Below are 18,650 nucleotides of genomic sequence, written 5' to 3' on the forward strand. Positions count from 1 at the left end.
CCCGACCGCAATTGTAGGAGCGCGCTTGCGCGCGATGTGGCGTTACCGGGAACGCTTCATCGCGCGCAAGCGCGCTCCTACATTCTGTCGTAGGCCGCCAGACGCACATCGATCAGCGGCGCGATGCGCGCAGTGGCATCGCGCCCTGTCAGCTCCGCGTGCAGGAACGGCAGTTCGATCGAATCGACATGCGCGGCGTGATCGGCCCACAGCGAAGACTGCAGCTGCGGGCGATCGGCATGATCATTGCCGGCGCGGACATGCAGCAGCGTGCCGTCGAAGTGGGCGTGGTGATGCAGGCGCACCAGACGGTTGGTATCGGTCACCGCGCGCACGACGCCATCGAGCACTGCCCCGGGCAGGTTGCCGAGTGCGCTGTCGCCGCGGCGCAGGAACTCGACGATGGCCGCGCGCGTCTGAAGCTGCGGATACGCGTCCGGGTCATAACCGGCGATCGCGAGCAACGCGCGCAGCGCGGCGATCGCGTCGGGTTCGGGTTCTGCGCGCCAGACCTCGGCCGGGTACGCATCAAGCAGCGCGAGCACGCCGATCTCGCGGCCGAGGCTGCGCAGGCGTACCGCCATCGCCTGGGCGAGGATGCCGCCGACCGACCAGCCGAGCAGATGCACGGGGCCGTCAGGCTGCAGGGCGACGACACGATCTGCATATTCGGCCGCCAGTGCATCGATGCTGCCGGGCAGCGCCTGCGCAAGGTCGAGCGCCGGCGACTGCAGGCCGAACACGCCGCGCACAGGTGACAACGCACGTGCGAGATCGCGGTAGCACCAGGCGATGCCGCCGGCCGGATGCACGACGAACAGCGGCGCCCGCGCCGGATCGCCCTGTGCGAGTGCGATCACCGGCGCCAGGCCGTGATCGGGATCGTCACCTTCGCCCGCATCGAGCGCGGCGGCGAGCCCTTCCACGGTGGGCGTCGCGAACAGTGCGCCGAGGCCCGGATCGCGGCCGAAGCGCTGCTGGATCGCGAGCAGCAGATGCACGGCGAGCAACGAATCGCCACCGAGCGCGAAGAAGTCGGCATCCGCGCCGACGCGCTCGATACCGAGGGTCTCGGCGAACAGCGCGGCGAGCGCGATCTCGGTGGCGGTGCGCGGTGCGACGAAGGCACCGGCCTCGAACGCGGGCGCCGGCAGCGCGTCGCGGTCGAGCTTGCCGTTTGCGGTCACCGGCCAGTCGGCGAGTGCGACGAAGGCGGCCGGCACCATGTAGTCGGGCAGCTGCGCGGCGACGGATGCGCGCAATGCCGCCGCATCGTAATCGGCGCCCGGCTGCAGGTACCCGACCAGCCGCCGGTCACCGGCACGGTCCTCGCGCACGATGACCGCCGCCTGCGATGCGAACCCGCTGGCGACGATCGCGGCCTCGATTTCGCCCAGCTCGATGCGCAGGCCGCGCAGCTTGACCTGATGATCACTGCGGCCGAGGAATTCGACCGCGCCATCCTCGCGCCAGCGCGCGAGATCGCCGGTACGGTAGATGCGTTCGCCCGGTCGATGCGGATCGTCGAGAAAGCGCTCGGCGGTCAGATCGTCGCGCCCCAGATAACCGCGCGCGAGCTGCACGCCACCGAGATACAGATCGCCGACCACACCGGGCGGCAGCGGACGCATGCGCGCGTCGAGCACGTACAGCCGCGTGTTCCAGACCGGGAAGCCGATCGGCACCGGGCGCGAGCTGTCGTCCGCACTCGCGGGCCAGAAGCTGACATCGACCGCGGCTTCGGTCGGGCCGTAGAGGTTGTGCAGTTCAGCATGGACCGTCGCGTGGAAGCGGTCGCGCAGATCGGCATCCAGCGCCTCGCCGCTGACGAAGACGCGGCGGGTAGACTGACCGTGCGCTTCGTGTGCGGCGAGGAACGCGGCCAGCATCGACGGCACGAAATGCAGGGTGGTGATGCCGGCATCGCGGATCAGTCGCGCGATTGCGACCGGATCACGGTGCGCATCCGGCGGTGCGATCACCAGCGTGGCGCCGGCCAGCAGGGGCAGGAAGAATTCCCAGACCGAGACGTCGAACGTGGCCGGCGTCTTCTGCAGGATGCGGTCGGACGCGTCGATGCCGTAGTGCGCGCGCATCCACGCCAGGCGGTTGACGATGGCGCGATGCTCGACGACGACGCCCTTGGGCTCACCGGTCGAGCCGGAGGTATAGATGACGTAGGCCGCCTGCTGCGGTGCGACTGCCGGCAGCATGGTGCCCTCCGCGATCTCCGGCCAGTCGCGCGGCGCGAAGCGCGGCATGTCGTCGGGCCATTCGATGCCGTCGTCGTCCAGCGCCAACAGTGCGAGCGGCTGCGCGGAGCGCAGGACGCGCGCCCGGCGTTCGAGCGGATGCGCGAGATCCATCGGCAGATAGGCCGCGCCGGCGCGCAGCACGGCGACCAGCGCGACGACCAGTTCGATCGATCGCGGCAATGCGACGGCAACGACGGTGTCGGCGCCTGCGCCGCGCGCGTGCAGTGCCTGCGCGAGCGCGCGACTGCGGGTGTCGAGCTCGCGGTAGGTCAGCGTCTCGCCGTCGAACACCAGCGCCGGCGCATCGGGCGCCGCCGCCATCGACGCTTCGATCAGCGCAGTCAGCGTCGTGTCGGGCACCGGATGCGCGGTGGCGTTGAAGTCGAACAGCGTGCGCGCGGCTTCGCCCGGCGTTGCCAGCGGCACGTCGTCGAGACGCGCGTCCGCTTGCAATGCGCATGCGAACGCGTTCATGAGAAACGTGCGTAGCCGTGTCGCATGCGCGGCGACATCGGCGGGTGCATACAGATCGGGATTGGCTTCGATCTCGAGATCCAGCGCCTGCGTGCCGTCACCGCGGAAGCCCAGCGTGATGTCGTCGACCGGCCCGGTGGCGAGGATTTCCATCGACGCGCGGGCACCGGTGAGCACCGTCGGGCGATAGAACGGCTGCACGTTGATCAGCGGACCATGCAGACGGCGCTGGCCGCCGATCAGGCCGAGATCGCGCCGTAGCTGTTCGCCGCGGTAACGGCCATGGCGGCGCCCGCGCAGCAGTGCGCGGATCATCGTCTGCATGAAATCCGCGATGTTTGCGTCGGACAGCGCCGGCACGCGCAGCGGCAGCACGTTCATCACCATCGCCGGCACGCGCGCGGACGCGCTGCCGAGGCGGCCCATGAAGGGCACCCCGACGACCGCCTCGCCCTGCCCGCCAAACCGCTGGCAATAGGCAGCGGTCAGCGCGGTCAGCACATCGGGCCACGGTTGGCCGAGCGCCGTTGCCGCGCGCGCGAGACCCTCACGGAAGTCCGCATCGAGCGCTTCGACATGACGCAGGCAATCGGACGCGGCATGGGCGAAGCCACCGCCCAGACCCGACGCGGCCGGCATCCCGGAAAGCGTCTCCTGCCAGTACGTCGCATCGGCCGCGCGCTTGTCGGACGCGCGATAGCTCGCGTCTTCGGCCAGCACGCCATCGAGCGGCGCGAAGGCCGAGCCCGCAGATGCGTCGGCATACAACGTGCAGGCGCGCTCGGTCAGCAGCGCCATGCCGTAACCGTCGGTCGCGAGGTGATGCACGCGCAGATACCAGACGAAGCGATCGCCGCCGAGCACATACAGCCGCTGCAGCGCAAGACGATCGCGCGCCGGGTCGACCGGCGTCAGGCGGTCACGCGTCATCGCCGCCCGCGCGGCGTCCTCGGGTGCAGGCCCGGTCGACAGGTCGACGAGCTCCAAATGCGGCGTGTGCGCGGCATCGATCCACTGGATTGGACCCTCAGCGGTCTCGCGCATGCGCAAGGCCAGTGCCGGCGTCTCGTCGGCGGCCTGGTTCGCCGCGCGCGCAAAGGCCGCGACATCCAGCGCGCCATCGATCCAGAGCGCGTGCGCGGTGTTGAACGCCGGGTTGTCCGGCGCCAGCCGCTGTGCATACCAGAGCCCGGCCTGCGCTTCGGCCAGCGGCCAGCCCGCATTCGAAGTGGATGCGTCGGCTTCGATGGGAGACGCCGACGTTGTCATCCGGCGGCAGGCGTGTCGCGTTGCAGGTCCTGCACCACCTGCCACCAGCCAGCCAGCGTGGTGTGCTCGGCGAGGTGCGAGAACTCAAGCGCAATGCCGTGCTCGCCCCAGGCCATCACCAGGCCCAGAACGCGCATCGAATCGAGGCCCAAGTCCATCAGATTGTCGTCGTCGCGCACGTCTTCGGGCGCTTCGCCGACGAGCCTGGCGACGTCGGCGCGCATGCGCCCGAGGGTCAACGCGCCGGTGCGGTCCATAGTCACTGCAGCATCTCCAGAAGTCGGTCGGTGGTCAGTGGCACGCCGCAGGTGCGCGCAATCCAGTGCAGCGCGAGGTCGTGGTCGGCGCGCGAGAAGTCGGCGATCGCGTCGGCGACGACGAAGGTTTCGATGTCGCGCTGGAAGGCCTCGGTCGCCGTCGACAGCACGCCGATGTGCGCGTAGACGCCGGTGATCAGCAGCTGGTCGCGGCCGCGCGCGCGCATCAGTGTGTCGAGATTGCTGCGCTGGAAGGCGCTGTAGCGATGCTTGACCAGCACATGGTCGCCATCGGCCGGTGCCAGCGCGTCGACAATGGTTTCGTGTTCGGCGCTCGCCTGCATGCCCGGGCCCCACAGATCGGCCTGCAGGCCGCGATCGCGCCGGTCCTGATTGCCGCGCTGCGCGGTGTAGAACACCGGGATGCTGGCGCTGCGGCAATGCGCGAGCAGGCGCGCGAGGTTCTGGACCGCGGGCGCCAGAGGCGCATCGTCCTGCGCGAATGCGGCGAGGAAGTAGCGCTGCATGTCGTGGACGAGCAACGCCGCGCGGGATGCCTCGGGCATCCATTGGCCGCGTGCGGCCGGGAGATCGGCAGCGGTGGGCAACGGATATGGTGCGATCTTCGGCAGGCCCATCAGTCGGCGTCCTTTTGTTCTTCGAGGAAGCGCGCACGCAACTGCGCCCGCAGTTCCCGCCGGCTGATCTTGCCCACCGCCGTGGTGCCGAAGGCATCGACGAACACGATCTGGTCCGGCACCTTGAACGCCGCAAGCCCGCGACCGCGCACCCAGGCCTTGAGCTCGGCCGGACGCGGCTTCGTATCGCCGGGAATCACGAACGCGCAGCTGCGCTCGCCGAGAAACTCGTCGGGAATCGACACCACGGCCGCGTCGAACACCTGCGGATGTGCAAGCAAATGATCTTCGATCTCCTCGGCCGAGATCTTCTCGCCGGCGCGGTTGATGTGGTCGGTCGCCCGGCCCTGCACGATCAGATGCCCGCTTGGCAGGCGCTGCACCATGTCGCCGGTGCGGTAGAAGCCGTCGTCGGTGAACGCGCGCTCGTTCGCCGCGTCGTCGTTGTGGTAGCCGCGGATCGTGTACGGCCCGCGCGTCAGCAGATGGCCGATCTCTCCATCGGCGACCGGCGCACCCGCGTCGTCGACCACCCGCACTTCGTCGTCGGTGCTGATCGGTCGGCCCTGCGTGGTCAGCACGAGATCGTCGGCATCGTCGAGACGCGTGTAGTTCACCAGGCCTTCGGCCATGCCGAACACCTGCTGCAATGTGCAGCCCAGGCCGGCGACGACGCGCCGCGCGGCCTCGGGCACGAGCTTGGCGCCGCCGACCTGCAGCACCTGCAGGCTCGACAGATCGAACGCGGTCTTGCCCGCGGCATCGGCCCACAGCAGCGCCAGCGGCGGCACGAGGCCGACGCAGGTCACGCGCTCGCGCGCGATCAGCGGGAACGCGGCATCCGGTCCCGGGCCGGGGCTCAGCACCACGCGCGCGCCGGCATACAGCGCGCCGAAGAAGCCCGGGGAGCTCATCGGGAAGTTGTGCGCGGCCGGCAGCGCGACCATGTAGACGCTGTCCGCGTCGATACCGCACAGCGCGTTGCTCGCGCGGAAACTGTAGATGTAGTCGTCGTGCGTGCGCGGGATCAGCTTCGACAGGCCGGTGCTGCCGCCCGAGATCTGCAGGAAGGCGACCGACTGCGGATCCGGATCGCCGGGCAAAGCATCGCGCGCGCCGTCGAGCGCGGCGGTGGACACGAACTCCGCCGCATCGCCGACCACGAACACATGCCGCACCGCCGGCACCTCGGCCTGCAGGTCGCGTGCGAGCGTGCGGTAGTCGAAGGTTTCATAACGTTCGGCGCAGACGTAGGCGCTGGCCTCCGCCTTGCGCGCGAAGTGCGCGACCTCGGTCAGGCGATGCGCAGGCAACGCGTACACCGGCACCAGCTGCGCGCGGAACAGGGCGCAGACCACGGCGATGAATTCCGGAATGTTGCCCAGTTGAACGACCACGCGGTCGCCGGGCGCCAGCCCCTGCGCGAGCAGGCCGGCGGCGATGCGCTCGGCTTCGGCCCACAGTTGCGCATAGCTCCAGCGCGTGTCACCGCCGACGACGGCGATCGCGTCGGCGAAACGCGTCGCGCGTTCGCGCAGGAACCCGGGGAAGGTCTCGCCGCGCCAGTACCCGGCCGCGCGGTAGCGCGCGACGAACGCGTCGGGCCACGTCTGGCGCAGCGGCACGGTGTGTCGGAATGCATCGGTCATGCGAAACGGGTGTCCTGGTGGGGCGTCAAGCCGCGCGGGCATCGTCGATGCCGAGCGCATTACGCAGGGCCATGAACTTCGCCGCGGTCTCGTCGACCTCGAGCGCGGGCTGCGAGTCGGTCACGATACCGGCCCCGGCGAACAGATGCATCGCGTGGCCCTGCACGCGCGCGCAGCGGATCGCCACGTACCAGTCCCCGTCGCCCGAGGCATCGGTCCAACCCACGGCGCCGGCATAGAAGCCGCGGTCGAAAGGTTCGAGCTCACGGATCGCCTGCAACGCCTGCAGACGCGGCGTGCCACAGACCGCGGGCGTGGGATGCAGCACGCCGGCGAGCATCGCCGACGAGATGTCGTCGCGCTTCAGCGTGCCAGTGATGCGCGTGGCGAGATGCCACATCGTCGCAGTCGCATGCAGCGACGGTCGCGGCGGCGCCTGCAGCTGGCTGCACAGCGGCGCGAGGCCGTCGAGGATCGCTTCGACGACGAAGCGGTGTTCGTGGAGGTCCTTGTCGGAGGCCAACAGCGCATCGGTGCGCAAGCGGTCTTCGGCAGCGTTCCCGACCCGCCGCGCCGAACCGGCCAGCGGATGTGACACCACCGCGCGGCCGCGACGCGACACCAGCAACTCGGGCGTCGCCCCGACCAGCCAGGCAGGCGCATCGCCGGACGCGACCGGCAGCGGCACGACATAGGTGGTCACACTGGCATCGCTGCCGAGCCGGACCGCCAGCAGGTTCGGATCGATCAGAGCCGCGCTTTCCACACGCAGGCCACGCGCGAGCACGACCTTGCGCAGCGCGTCGTCACCGGCAGGGGCTTCGCGCAGCCTGGACACGCAGCGTGCAACCGCATCGGCGTAGTCGGCAGCCGGCGGCAGTTCCGCCGCGACCAGCAACGGCTCGAGCGTCGAGAGTGCCGCACCGCTCGCGGACGCGGAGAGACGCGCCGGCTGATACAGCGCATCGTCATGATGCGGATCGAACGGCAACGCGCCGACCAGCAGGTCCGGCCCGATGCGCGGCGCGGCGAAGAACGCGGCGACACGTTCGCCGAGCGTCGCCGCAGGCCCGGACGGCAGCCGGGCCTGGAGGCCGTCGGTCGCCAGACGCCGGTCCGGCGCGTGCAGCCGGAACAGGCTGGCGATGTCGCCAATCGAATCGCGCACTTCGATGGCGCGGGCCGCGCTCATGCCTGCTGCGGCGCGTGCAGCGCTGCGAGCAGCGACAAGCCGACGAGCACTGCGCCGACGCAGACATACGGCGCTGCCGGCGACCAGCGATACAGCAGCGTGCCGAGCAGCGGACCGGCGACCATGCCCATGCCCTGCACCGACGCGACTGTGCCTGCGGCGGCGCCCTGCTCGTGCGACTCCACCGAGTCGGCGGCCAGCGCCTGGAAGGACGGGAACACGAACCCCATGCCGAACGCCGCGACGCCGTAGGCGAGCAGCAGTTGCCACTCCATGACGACCAGCGCCGAGGACGCGAACCCGAGGCCCGACACCAGCGCGCCGATGGTGATCCAGCGCGCCGGCGGCACCGCCTTGAAGCGCATCACCAGTGACTGGGCGAGGATCAAGCCGATGCCCACCGCAGTCAGCGCGAGACCCGCGACGCGCGCGCCTTCGGCCGGTGACAGCTGCAGGCGGTCGATCGCGAAGAAGCCGACCACGACCTGGGCGATGCTCACCGACGCCATCGCCGCGAAGACCGCGCACAGCGGCAAGCGCAGCCGCTGATCGGCATACGCGAGCGTCGGCCGAGGTCCGGCCCGCCCTGCGTCGGCCGGCGTTGTGCCGGGCAGCCGGCTCCACACGACCGCCAGCGACAGCAAGGGCAGCGCGGCGGCGATGTACAGGGTGAACGCGATGCCATGCGGTGCGATCCAGCCCGCGACAGCCGGGCCGATCACCATGCCGACCGCGCTGGCGGTGCCGAGTTTGGCCATCGCCGCGCTGCGTACGCCTGCGGGCATCTCGTCGGCGATGGTCGCCATCGCGGTCGGGGACACGGCGGCCCAGAACAGGCCGATCAGCGCGCGCGTGGCGACCAGCATCGCCACCGACACCAGTACCGCCGGCGGCGCGCGCAGCGCCGAATCCACGAAGACCGCCATCACGATATAGACGATGGCGTAGCCGGCCAGGCCGATCAGCAATACGCGGCGGCGTCCGATCCGGTCGCTCAGCCGGCCCCAGCGCCGCGCCGACAGGATCAGCAGCACGCCGGCTGCGCTGACCGACAGGCCGGCATGCCACTCGGCCAGCCCCAGCAGGCGGACGATCGGCCCCACCACTGCGACAAAGGCCATCATCGCCATCGTGCCGACGAACACGGTGAACACCAGCGCCGGCAGGGCGGACGCAGTCGGGCGCGCGGTGGTCGCAGTGTGCATCGGGGTCTCGGTCGGCGGGCGCCGGCGGCGGCGCGGCAGGCGGTGCGCGAGTGCTGCTTCAGTGACAGCGATCGGCGTGCAAATGATAACAGGTCGCATTTGCGGACAGCCAGCGAGGCCTGCCGGAACGATTCATTCCAGCCGAACCAGTTATTGAGAATAATTCGCATTCATTTTACTATTCGCGAACGTCGTCCAGCGACGCCCTTCCCCACGTCACCGCCTGCCGCCGCCATGGCGAGTTACCAGCGCCGGAGTTTCCGCATGTCGTCCGCCCCCCTGCACCGCACCGCCCTGTCCGCCTCGATCGCCCTGTTGCTGTCCGCCCCCGCGCTGGCGCAAAGCGTGTCCGACGAGACCAGCCGCGATGCCGTCGAACTCGATACCGTCCGCGTCACCGCCGAAGCCATCGCCCGCCAAGCGCTGGGCACCTCGGTCATCACCGTGGAAGACATCGAGCGCCGCCCGCCGGCCAACGATCTGTCCGAGCTGATCCGCACCATGCCGGGCGTGAATCTCACCGGGAACAGCTCGTCGGGGCAGTACGGCAACAACCGCCAGATCGACCTGCGCGGCATGGGCCCGGAGAACACCCTGATCCTGGTCGACGGCAAACCGGTCGGCTCGCGCGATTCGATCCGCATGGGCCGCAGCGGCGAGCGCAACACCCGCGGCGACACCAACTGGGTGCCGGCCGAGGCGGTCGAGCGCATCGAAGTGCTGCGCGGACCGGCGGCGGCGCGCTACGGCTCCGGCGCCTCGGGCGGCGTGGTCAACATCATCACCAGGCGCCCGACCGGTGACCTGACCGGCTCGCTGAGCCTGTTCGGGCAGGTGCCCCAGCACGGCGACGAGGGCGGCAGCCAGCGCGCCGGCGTGACCCTGAGCGGTCCGCTGACCGACACGCTGTCGTTCCGCGTCTACGGCAACGTCAACAAGACCGATGCCGATTCGCTCGACCTCAACGCTGACTACCTCACCGACATCGGCGTCACCCCGCCCGCCGGCCGCGAAGGCGTGCGCAACAAGGACGTCAACGCCCTGCTGCGCTGGGACATCAACGAAGCACACGTGGTCGAGTTCGAAGCCGGCACCAGCCGCCAGGGCAACATCTTTGCCGGCGACCGCGCGGTGAGCCTCGACGGCACGCCGCTGATCACCGAGCTCGCCGAACAGGGCGCCGAGACCAACCGCATGTACCGCAACAGCGGTGCGGTCACCCATCGCGGCCGCTGGGGCGATGCGTCCTCGCGCGTCACGCTCGCATTCGAAGGCACCAACAACACCCGCCTCAACGAAGGCCTGGCCGGCGGCCCGGAAGGCTCGATCGGCAGCGCGACCGAGTCGTCGACCTCGCGCCTGCGCAACTACGCGGTCGATGGCGAGGTGAGCCTGCCGACGACCATCGGCGCGACCGAGCACATCTGGACGGTCGGCTTCGAACACCGCGACAGCGAGCTGGAAGATCCGTACTCGATGTCGCAATCGGGCGGCAACGGCGGCGGCATCCCCGGCCTCGATCCGGACCGCGGCGGCGGCAAGGCCGATGCGCAGACCTCGGCCGTGTTCGTCGAGGACAACATCTACGCCGGCGAGCGCTGGATCGTGACCCCGGGCGTGCGTTTCGACCACCACAGCCAGTTCGGCAACAACGCCAGCCCCAGCCTCAGTGTGCAGTTCGCACTGCGCGAGGACCTCAAGCTCAAGGGCGGCGTGGCGCGCGCGTTCAAGGCGCCGAATCTCTACCAGTCGAACCCGAACTACCTCTATTACACGATGGGCTTCGGCTGCCCGGACAACTTCGCAAGCCTGGGCTCGGGCTGCTACGTCCTCGGCAATGCCGATCTCGACGCGGAAACCAGCCTCAACAAGGAAATCGGCATCGAGTGGGCGCCGGTCTCCGGCCACCATGCGTCGCTGACCTATTTCCACAACGACTACAAGGACAAGGTGGTCTCGGGCTTCACGCCGGTGGGGCAGACGCCCGGCGTCCCCGGCGCGCAGCCGGTGCCGCCGGCGCGCATCTTCCAGTGGGAAAACGCGCCCGAGGCCGTGGTCTCGGGCCTGGAAGGCAACATCAACATTCCGCTGATCGGCGACCGCGGCAGCGTGCTGAAGTGGAACAACAACGTCACCTACATGATCGAGAACGAGAACAAGGTGACCGGCCAGCCGCTGTCGGTGATTCCGGAATACACCGTCAACACCTCGCTCGACTGGCAGGCCACCGAAGCGCTGTCGCTGCTGCTGACCGGCACGTTCTACGGCCGCCAGGAACCGGCAACGCGCGACATCAACAACGATGACCGCTGCGATGAAGCCGGCGCGGACTGCGTCGCCGTGCGCCAGGTTCGTGACCCCTACAACGTCTGGGGCATCGGTGCCCGCTACCGCATCACGCCGACGGTGAGCCTGGGCGGCGGCGTCAACAACCTGCTCGACAAGCGCCTGTTCCGGGAATCGAACAGCCAGTACGCGGGCGCGGCGACCTACAACGAGCCGGGCCGGTCCTACTACGTCAGCATGAATATCGGTTTCTGATGCAGCGCGGCCCCGGGGCCGCGCCCGGCCGGAGCGTCCGCGGTCCGGCCTCCATTCCCTGACGATCTGGACGCATCCGGCCCGTCGCACGAAGATCGGACCCCCGCACGCCACGATGCCCCGCATGACACTCCGTAGATCCTCCGCCACCCGCCCGCTGCGCCTGGCCACGCTCGCCGCGGCCGCGGGCCTGCTGTTCGCGCTGCAGGCCGTGCCCCAGACCGCCGCCGCGCAGCAACGGGATCCGACCCGGTCGATTGGTGAGACCGTTGCCAGCCAACCGTCGCAGCACTACGCCTTCGAACGGTTCGAAGTGCACAGCGCCGATGGCCAGCGGACGTGGCGCGTCCACGTCGCGGCGCCAAAGGGCACGGCGCCCGACGGCGGTTGGCCCGCGTTCTGGATGCTCGACGGCAATGCCGCGTTGATCGAATTCGACGAGGCGTTGCTGGCCGAACTCGCCGCGCAACCGGTGCCGCATGCGCTGGTGTTCGTGGGTTACGCCAATGACCTGCGCATCGATTCCGAAGCGCGCACGCGCGACTACACGCCGTTTGCCGGCGAGCGCCCGGTGCGCGAGGGCGGCACGATCACCGGCGGTGGCGGCGCGGATGCGCTGCTCGAAGTCATCGAGCGCCAGATCCGGCCCGAAGTCGAGCGCCGCATCACGACCGATCCGACGCAACAGACCCTGTGGGGCCATTCGCTGGCCGGCCTGTTCGCGCTGCATGTGCTCTACACCCGCACCGGCGCGTTCGACACCTATGCCGCCGGCAGCCCGTCGCTGTGGTGGGGCGACGGCGCCATGTTGGGCGCACCGGAGCAGCGCTTCGTCGAACACAACGCTGGCCGCCACGCCCGCGTGTTGCTCGGCCTGGGCGAAGGCGAGCGCCAGGTCACCCACCGTGATCTCGACGATCCACGTGTGCAGGTGCATCTGCGCCGGATCGAGGCCGCGCCGGCGGATTCGGCGGAAAAACTCGCGCAGCGCCTGGCAGATGTCGACGGCCTGCAGGTCGCGTACCGCGAGTTCCCCGCGCTGACTCACGGCCCGATGTTCCGCGCGTCGCTGATGTGGGCGCTGCACGCGGTCGCCGGCATCGCCGACCACAGCGACACCCCGAGCCGCGCCGACGGCGTGGACCCGCACCGGTGAGCGCGGTCGCGATGGACATCGACGGCCACGTGGCGGATGCCGATGCCGCCTACCCGATGCATTTCCATCGCGAACAGATGCCGGCGTGGCTGCACGCCACCGCCACGGCGCTGGGTTTTCGTGCGCCCGATCTTGCGCGGCCCTATCGCTGGTGCGAGCTCGGCAGTGGCGCAGGGCTGACCGCGCTGGTCGCCGCGGCCTGCAATCCCTCAGCGCGCTTCACCGCCGTCGACGCAGACGCCGCGCAGATTGCCCGCGCCCGCGACATCGCCGAACGTGCGGGCCTCGCCAATCTCGAATTCGTCCATGCCGATCTGCGCGAGTACGCGACGCACAGCGGTGAATCCTTCGATTTCATCGTTTCGCACGGCATGTGGGCCTGGGTGTCGGACCCGGTGCGCGACGCGTTCATCGCCATCGTCGAGCGACGTCTCGCGCCCGGCGGTCTGCTCGAACTCGGCTACATGAGCCATCCCGGCGCGTCGCAACTGCAGGGCGCGCAGCGCCTGCTGCACGAGGCGGGCCGGCATCTCGAAGGCGACACGCCGGCACGCGTGACCGCGGCATTGTCGCTGCTGCGCGATCTCGCCGACGGCGGCGCCGGTTACTTCGCCGAACATCCGGGCGCGAGGCGCCAGCTCGACGCGATGGAACGCGAGCCGGCCGGCTACATCGCCCACGAATTCCTCGGCGCGCACTGGCAACCGCAGCACGTCGCCGACGTGATCCGCGCGTTCGCCGGTGTGGGCTGCGGTTTTCTCGGCAGCGCGACGCCGATCGAGAACATCGATGCGCTGTCGATTCCCGGCGCGCTGCAGCCGCGGCTGCGCACGTTGCCGCCCGGCCCGCTGGCCGAAACCGCACGCGATCTCGCCCGCAACCAGAGCCTGCGCCGCGATCTGTTCCAGCGCGGCGCGCAGCGCCTCGACGATGCCGCGCATCTCGACGCGCTCGATACGCTGGTGTTCGCCGCCCTGCCCGGCGCGCCGCCGGCGCTCACCGGCGATCTGCGCTTCGACACGCGTATCGGCCCGGTGACCGGCGCGCGCGAGCTCTTCGCGCCGGCGCTCGACGCATTGGCGCAGGGACCGCAATCCTTCGCGAGGCTGCGCACGCTGCCGCCTTACGACGCGACGCCCGGCCTGCTCAACCAGGCGCTGCAGGCGCTGACCTGGGCGGGCTTCGTCCATGCGTGCCTGCCGTCGAGCCGCGACACCTCGGCCGATGCGCTGGCGCGTCAACTGTCTCCACTTCCGGGCGTTCCCGCACTGGCGCTGTTGCCGGCGATCGGGTCCGCCGCTGTACGCCAGGTGCCGCGATGACCCATATCGCGCGCCCAGCCCACGCTGTCCCCGCTCTACGCACCGAGTCCTTCCGGCGATATGCAACGCCGGTCAAATCCACGCTCCAGGAGTTCGTCATGCAAAAGCTGTCCTCGCGTCGTCTGCGCCTTGCCGCGCTGTCCATCGCCCTGTGCGCCGCCTTCGGCGCCGTCGGTGCACAGGGCTTCGGCCAGCCGGATCCCGATTTCAAGGGTGCCGTGCGCGCCGCCAGCCCGGTGATCAAGGCCGGTGACTCGGTCGACATGACCGGCCAGGGCTTCAAGCCCGGCCAGGCGGTGACCCTGCTGCGCGGCGAGACCGTGCTCAATGCCCGCCCGTGGACCGCCGATGCCGAAGGCCGGGTCAGTGGCCAGGTCCAGGTGCCCGCCGACGCGGCCGTCGGTCGCCACCCGGTGGTCGTGCGTGTCGCCAACCCGGATGCCGCCGCCGTGATCGAGCTGAAGGTCTCCAAGGACGTGCCGCTGTCGGGCGCCGAGCGCTATGACGTGACCACCAACAAGCTGGTGCAGGGCCTGTACCAGGTCGCGCACAGCCAGGCATCGAACGCGCTGTTCGTCACGGCCGCCGTGGGTCGGCCGCCGGTCAGCCAGTCGGAGTTGCTCAAGCTCGATCCCGAGACGCTGGAAATCACCGCGCGCGTGACCCCGGCCCAGATCGAAGGCGAGACCAATGGGCGCGTGTATGCGGTCTACGGTGTCGCCGTCGACGACGCCAACGGCAACGTCTGGGTCACCAATACCCGCGACGACACGGTGGCCGTGTATCGCCAGTCGGACCTGTCGCTGGTCAAGCAGTTCGACAAGGGCGTGCTCCCGCATGGCCGCGACATCGTCGTCGACACCAAGGACAACCGCGTGTGGGCCAGCGGTTTCGGTGGCGGCAAGTTCGTGGCATTTGATGCGAAGACGCTCGAGGTCGTGCAGGACCTGACCGTCCCGTCGGGCGTGCGCGGCGAAGAGTTCGGTCCGATGGCGCTGACCGTCGACCCGGTGGGCGGCAAGCTTTATTCGGTGGGCCTGTCGACCGGTGAAGTGGTGGTGCTCGATGGCGCCACCGGCGCAGTGGACAAGATGTTCCGCTTCCCCACGATCAACGGCGGCATCGGTGTCGCGATCGATCCGGTGGGCCGCCGCCTCTACGTTACGGCGCAGGGCAGCGACAACCTGGTGATTGCCAACGCCGACACCGGTGAAGTGCTGCATGACGTCTACGTGGGCGCGGGCGCGGTGTACGTCGCGTTCGACCCGCACAGCCAGCTCGCCTATGTCGCGAGCCGCGGCGCCGGCACGATCACCGCCGTGGACGCGAACGGCAACATCGTCGCCAATCTCGACGGCGGCACGTTCCCCAACCATGTGCTGCCCGTCGGCAACGGCACGGTGTACGCGATCAACAAGTCGCGCGGCGCCGAGGATGTCGACGGCGACCAGATCCGCCGGATCACGCCGAAAACCAACTAAAATCGGTGTCTCGCAGCGGCCGGACCCGGTCCGGCCGCTGCTTTTTTTTGCCGCGATGGAATTGAAGATGTCCGCACGCCGCGTCCACGTCCCGCTGATTCTCGCCCTCGCCCTCGCTTGCGCGCTGGCTGCGTGTGCGCCGGCGCCCGAGGTGGCACCGTCCGGCGATGCGTCCGTGCAGACCGACGAAGCCGCCCTGTCCGACGGCTGGCTGCGCATCGCCGGCACCGACATTCCACGCGTCGCGCGTTCGCAGCAGGATCTGCCCGTCACCGTGCGTTCCGACGACGGCGTCGAGGTGACGGTCACCGACACCGCGCGCACGATCGTCGGGAACGACGACATCGTGATGGTCATGGATTCGCTGGGCCTGTCCGACCAGGTGTTCGCGGCGCCGACCAACGCCGTCACCGAGACCGGCCGCAATGCGCAACATCATTTTCTGTTCAACCGCACGACGGGCGTCGAAGGCATCCTCAGCCTCGACGGCACGCTGTTCGTCGGCAACAGCCTGCGCCGCCACGGCAAGCTCGCGCAGCCGCTGCGCGACGCCGGGCAGACGCTGGTGATCGTCGACGAGCTGCAGCCGATCCCGGACAAGGTGCGCAAGCTCGCAGCCGTGTTCGGCCATGCCGACGAAGGTGAGCAACTCGCCACGCAGGTGCAGCAGCAGCTCGATGAAGCCGCGCGCATCGCTGCCACCCATACGCGCAAGCCGCGCGTGATCCACATTTCTGCGACCGGTGGCGGCGGTTCGCCGACCGTCGGCGGGGCCGATACCGCCGCCGCGGGGCTGATCCGCCTGGCCGGCGGCATCAATGTCGGCGACGAGGCCAAGGTGTCCAACTATTCGCAGCTCAGCAACGAGGGCATCGTCGCGGTCGAACCCGAGGTGGTCCTCGTCAGCGAGGACGACCTGCGCGTGTTCGGCGGCGAAGCCGGGCTGTGGAAGGCGTACCCGTCGCTCAGGCAGACGCCGGCCGGCTTCGCCAACCGCGTCTGGGTGATGCCCGATACGCAGCTCAAGGTGAGCAGCATCGGCGGCGGTGCCGGTGCGGTTGCCCTGGCGCAGGCCATGGCCACGCTGGCCGCCGAACTCGACGCGCTGCCCGGCGCGTGACGGCAGGCGCCGCCTCTCGACGCACAGGTCTCGTCCGGCGACCGCCGGGCGGGCTATTGTTCGTCGGCATGCTGGCGCTGCTGGTGGTCGTGATCGTGTTGTCGTTCGGCATCGGCCCGCTGCGCATTCCGCCGGGCGACGTGATCCATGTGATCGCGCACAAGCTGGGCCTGGCCGATGCCGGCGCACTGAGCCAGCGCGACATCTCGGTGGTGTGGAACCTGCGCGTGCCGCGCGCGCTGCTGGCGGTGATCGTCGGCGCGTCGCTGGCGATGGCCGGCGCCGGCCTGCAGGGCCTGTTCGGCAACCCGCTGGCCGACCCGGGCATCGTCGGCGTGACCCACGGCGCGGCGCTCGGCGCGGTTGGCGCGATCGTGATCGGCGCGACCGCATTCGGCGCGTGGACGATTCCGGTCGCGGCCTTCCTCGGTGGCGCGGCGACGACGACGCTGATCTACGTCCTGGCGCGGCCCGACCGCGGCACCGGCACCGCGACCCTGCTGCTGGTCGGCATCGCGATCGCGGCGGCGTGCTCGGCCGCGATCGGTTTCTTCACCTATATCGCCGATGCCGACGAGCTGCAGTCGCTGGTGTTCTGGCAGATGGGTTCGCTGGCGATGGCGAACTGGAATTCGATGCTGGCCGCCCTGCCTGCCTTCGCGCTTGGCGCGGTCGCACTGCACGCGCTCGCGACGCCACTCGACATGCTCGCGCTCGGCGAGCGCCAGGCGCAGCACATCGGCCTGGACGTGAAGCGCGCGCGGCTGATGCTGATCGCGGTCTGCGCGCTGCTGGTCGGCTCGGCCGTGGCGTTCGCCGGGGTGGTCGGCTTCGTCGGCTTGGTCGTGCCGCATTTCGTACGGCTGCTCGCCGGGCCGGGACATCGCTGGCTGATTCCGCTGTCGGCGGTCGCCGGCGGCCTGCTGATCGTCGCCGCCGATACCGCGGCGCGCAGCCTCGATCCGCCGTCGGAGATTCCGCTCGGCCTGTTCTCGGCCGCGCTCGGCGCGCCGTTCTTCCTGTGGCTGGTGTTGCGTCGCAAGGGCGCCGCATGAGCCACGACGCCGCCGACCTCGCGCAGGACGTGCTCGCGCTCGACGGCGTGAGCGTGCGCATCGACGGCCGCGCGATTCTCGACGCGATTGATCTGCGCTTCGCGCGCGGCACGCTGACCGCACTGGTCGGCCCGAACGGCGCCGGCAAATCCACCCTGCTCGCGGTCGCCAGCGGCGATCTCGTGCCAGCCGCCGGCCGCGTACGCCTGTCGGGCGCCGAACTGCGCGACTGGAAGGCGCGACCACTCGCCCGCGAGCGCAGCGTGCTGCCGCAGGACCACGCCGTGCGCTTCGGCTTCAGCGTGCGCGAAGTCGTCGCCATGGGCCGTCTGCCGCATGCGCCGGATCCGGATGCCGACGGCCGCATCGTCGATGCAGCGCTCACGTCAGCCGACGTGATGCATTTCGAAGGCCGCGACGTGCAGACGCTGTCCGGTGGCGAAGCCTCGCGCACCGCGTTCGCCCGCGTGCTGGCGCAGACCACACCCGTCGTCTTCCTCGACGAACCCACCGCCGCGCTCGACCTGCAACACCAGGAATCCGTACTGCGCATCGCCCGCGGCCTCGCCGACGACGGCGCCTGCGTGATCGTTGTGCTGCACGATCTGAACCTGGCCGCCGGCCACGCCGACCGCATCGTGATGCTGCAAGACGGCCGCGTGGCCGCCGACGGCAGCCCGCGCGAGGTGCTGACCCGGGCGACGATCGAACGCGTCTACGCCCAACCGGTGCTGGTGCTCGAACATCCGACCCGCGGTGTACCGCTGGTCGTCAGCGACGATCCGCGCGCCGACGACTGAGCCAACCTGCCAGGCACGCCGCGCAGCAGCTGCGGTGTGGACCAGGCGCCGATCGACCTCGGGGCCAGCGAACGAATGTGTCCGTGTAGGCGCGCGTCGACACGCGAACGCCCTGTAGGAGCGCGCTCGCGCGCGAATGCTCGTCCGCTGTCTCCCTCGCGCGCAAGCGCGCTCCTACACAAGGACGATGCGGCCTGCGCGGATACCGGCGCACCCTGTCGGCACGCGCTCGCGCG

General features: G+C 70.0%; 13 protein-coding genes. 7 read left to right on the top strand and 6 right to left on the bottom strand.

Annotated elements, in window-relative coordinates:
- Window positions 1–77: 77 nt before the first annotated feature.
- The 6 genes from J2W68_RS00440 to J2W68_RS00465 are packed head-to-tail and all read right to left on the bottom strand — an operon-like array spanning window position 78 to window position 8,939.
- The gene (locus J2W68_RS00440; RefSeq protein WP_310231523.1) at window positions 78–3,998 is read right to left on the bottom strand and encodes an amino acid adenylation domain-containing protein; all 3,921 of its coding nucleotides are present in this window, start codon (window positions 3,996–3,998) and stop codon (window positions 78–80) included.
- Window positions 3,995–4,255, bottom strand: coding sequence for a phosphopantetheine-binding protein (locus J2W68_RS00445; RefSeq protein WP_310232416.1), 261 nt, complete (start codon window positions 4,253–4,255; stop codon window positions 3,995–3,997). The genes J2W68_RS00440 and J2W68_RS00445 overlap by 4 nt, the downstream gene beginning before the upstream one ends.
- A 2-nt stretch (window positions 4,256–4,257) precedes the next feature.
- Window positions 4,258–4,893 (bottom strand): isochorismatase family protein, encoded by a 636-nt coding sequence (locus tag J2W68_RS00450; protein ID WP_310231526.1) that lies wholly within the window; start codon window positions 4,891–4,893, stop codon window positions 4,258–4,260.
- Window positions 4,893–6,542, bottom strand: coding sequence for a (2,3-dihydroxybenzoyl)adenylate synthase (locus J2W68_RS00455; RefSeq protein ID WP_310231529.1), 1,650 nt, complete (start codon window positions 6,540–6,542; stop codon window positions 4,893–4,895). Before J2W68_RS00455 ends, J2W68_RS00450 begins: the two co-directional genes overlap by 1 nt.
- 25 nt (window positions 6,543–6,567) lie before the next feature.
- Window positions 6,568–7,734, bottom strand: a complete 1,167-nt coding sequence (locus tag J2W68_RS00460) for an isochorismate synthase (protein WP_310231532.1) — start codon at window positions 7,732–7,734, stop codon at window positions 6,568–6,570.
- On the bottom strand, window positions 7,731–8,939 hold the full coding sequence (locus J2W68_RS00465; protein WP_310231535.1) for an MFS transporter: 1,209 nt from the start codon (window positions 8,937–8,939) through the stop codon (window positions 7,731–7,733). Before J2W68_RS00465 ends, J2W68_RS00460 begins: the two co-directional genes overlap by 4 nt.
- A gap of 264 nt (window positions 8,940–9,203) precedes the next feature.
- Here J2W68_RS00465 and J2W68_RS00470 point away from each other — a divergent pair, with 264 nt between their 5' ends.
- From J2W68_RS00470 to J2W68_RS00500, 7 genes are all read left to right on the top strand, one after another.
- Complete coding sequence (locus J2W68_RS00470; RefSeq protein WP_310231538.1) at window positions 9,204–11,480, top strand: TonB-dependent siderophore receptor; 2,277 nt, start codon at window positions 9,204–9,206, stop codon at window positions 11,478–11,480.
- A gap of 124 nt (window positions 11,481–11,604) precedes the next feature.
- On the top strand, window positions 11,605–12,636 hold the full coding sequence (locus tag J2W68_RS00475) for an alpha/beta hydrolase (protein ID WP_310231541.1): 1,032 nt from the start codon (window positions 11,605–11,607) through the stop codon (window positions 12,634–12,636).
- Window positions 12,633–13,958, top strand: coding sequence for a class I SAM-dependent methyltransferase (locus tag J2W68_RS00480; RefSeq protein WP_310231545.1), 1,326 nt, complete (start codon window positions 12,633–12,635; stop codon window positions 13,956–13,958). The genes J2W68_RS00475 and J2W68_RS00480 overlap by 4 nt, the downstream gene beginning before the upstream one ends.
- A 98-nt stretch (window positions 13,959–14,056) precedes the next feature.
- Window positions 14,057–15,439, top strand: coding sequence for a YncE family protein (locus J2W68_RS00485; protein ID WP_310231548.1), 1,383 nt, complete (start codon window positions 14,057–14,059; stop codon window positions 15,437–15,439).
- 67 nt (window positions 15,440–15,506) lie between these two features.
- Window positions 15,507–16,559, top strand: a complete 1,053-nt coding sequence (locus J2W68_RS00490; RefSeq protein ID WP_310231551.1) for a heme/hemin ABC transporter substrate-binding protein — start codon at window positions 15,507–15,509, stop codon at window positions 16,557–16,559.
- A 68-nt stretch (window positions 16,560–16,627) separates the two neighbouring features.
- The gene (locus J2W68_RS00495; RefSeq protein WP_310231554.1) at window positions 16,628–17,614 is read left to right on the top strand and encodes a FecCD family ABC transporter permease; all 987 of its coding nucleotides are present in this window, start codon (window positions 16,628–16,630) and stop codon (window positions 17,612–17,614) included.
- On the top strand, window positions 17,611–18,414 hold the full coding sequence (locus J2W68_RS00500) for a heme ABC transporter ATP-binding protein (RefSeq protein ID WP_310231557.1): 804 nt from the start codon (window positions 17,611–17,613) through the stop codon (window positions 18,412–18,414). Before J2W68_RS00495 ends, J2W68_RS00500 begins: the two co-directional genes overlap by 4 nt.
- The last annotated feature ends 236 nt before the right edge of the window (window positions 18,415–18,650 follow it).

The organism is Luteimonas terrae (genome assembly GCF_031457535.1).
In the GTDB taxonomy this organism is placed as follows: domain Bacteria; phylum Pseudomonadota; class Gammaproteobacteria; order Xanthomonadales; family Xanthomonadaceae; genus Luteimonas; species Luteimonas terrae_A.

What these genes read in the sequence shown, in the direction of transcription:
- J2W68_RS00500 (WP_310231557.1), top strand. Translation starts at nt 17,611, where the DNA reads ATGAGCCACGACGCCGCCGACCTCGCGCAGGACGTGCTCGCGCTCGAC.
- J2W68_RS00495 (WP_310231554.1), top strand. Translation starts at nt 16,628, where the DNA reads ATGCTGGCGCTGCTGGTGGTCGTGATCGTGTTGTCGTTCGGCATCGGC.
- J2W68_RS00465 (WP_310231535.1), bottom strand. Translation starts at nt 8,939, where the DNA reads ATGCACACTGCGACCACCGCGCGCCCGACTGCGTCCGCCCTGCCGGCG.
- J2W68_RS00475 (WP_310231541.1), top strand. Translation starts at nt 11,605, where the DNA reads ATGACACTCCGTAGATCCTCCGCCACCCGCCCGCTGCGCCTGGCCACG.
- J2W68_RS00450 (WP_310231526.1), bottom strand. Translation starts at nt 4,893, where the DNA reads ATGGGCCTGCCGAAGATCGCACCATATCCGTTGCCCACCGCTGCCGAT.
- J2W68_RS00490 (WP_310231551.1), top strand. Translation starts at nt 15,507, where the DNA reads ATGTCCGCACGCCGCGTCCACGTCCCGCTGATTCTCGCCCTCGCCCTC.
- J2W68_RS00445 (WP_310232416.1), bottom strand. Translation starts at nt 4,255, where the DNA reads ATGGACCGCACCGGCGCGTTGACCCTCGGGCGCATGCGCGCCGACGTC.
- J2W68_RS00460 (WP_310231532.1), bottom strand. Translation starts at nt 7,734, where the DNA reads ATGAGCGCGGCCCGCGCCATCGAAGTGCGCGATTCGATTGGCGACATC.
- J2W68_RS00440 (WP_310231523.1), bottom strand. Translation starts at nt 3,998, where the DNA reads ATGACAACGTCGGCGTCTCCCATCGAAGCCGACGCATCCACTTCGAAT.
- J2W68_RS00485 (WP_310231548.1), top strand. Translation starts at nt 14,057, where the DNA reads ATGCAAAAGCTGTCCTCGCGTCGTCTGCGCCTTGCCGCGCTGTCCATC.
- J2W68_RS00455 (WP_310231529.1), bottom strand. Translation starts at nt 6,542, where the DNA reads ATGACCGATGCATTCCGACACACCGTGCCGCTGCGCCAGACGTGGCCC.
- J2W68_RS00470 (WP_310231538.1), top strand. Translation starts at nt 9,204, where the DNA reads ATGTCGTCCGCCCCCCTGCACCGCACCGCCCTGTCCGCCTCGATCGCC.